Source organism: Mesorhizobium sp. M1A.T.Ca.IN.004.03.1.1 (assembly GCF_003997555.1).
In the GTDB taxonomy this organism is placed as follows: Bacteria; Pseudomonadota; Alphaproteobacteria; order Rhizobiales; family Rhizobiaceae; genus Mesorhizobium.
The window spans coordinates 1-270 of record NZ_RZTV01000355.1 but is presented as its reverse complement, the minus strand read 5'-3'; the positions used below and the strand labels follow the sequence as shown (position 1 = coordinate 270).

Below are 270 nucleotides of genomic sequence, written 5' to 3'. Positions count from 1 at the left end.
CAGTCGAACGCCTTCAGGTGCGCCTCGAAACCAGCAATACCGCGCGTTACACCGTCACCTGCAATGGCCGCACCCTGCCGCTGACCCCGACCGGCACCGCTGGCGTGTCCGTCGCCGGCGTCCGTTACAAGGCGTGGCAACCGTCCTCCGGTCTGCATCCCGTCCTGCCGATCAACTCACCTTTGACTTTTGACATTTATGATACATGGTCGAAGCGTTCGATCGGCGGCTGCATCTATCATGTTGCCCATCCGGGTGGCCGGACCTATG

At 61.5% G+C, this 270-nt stretch carries 1 protein-coding gene; it reads left to right on the top strand.

Going from position 1 to position 270, the window contains the following annotated elements; all coding sequences use genetic code 11:
- Window positions 1–270 (top strand): transglutaminase family protein (locus EOD29_RS31955; protein WP_164763954.1); only part of this gene is annotated, 270 nt, incomplete at both ends.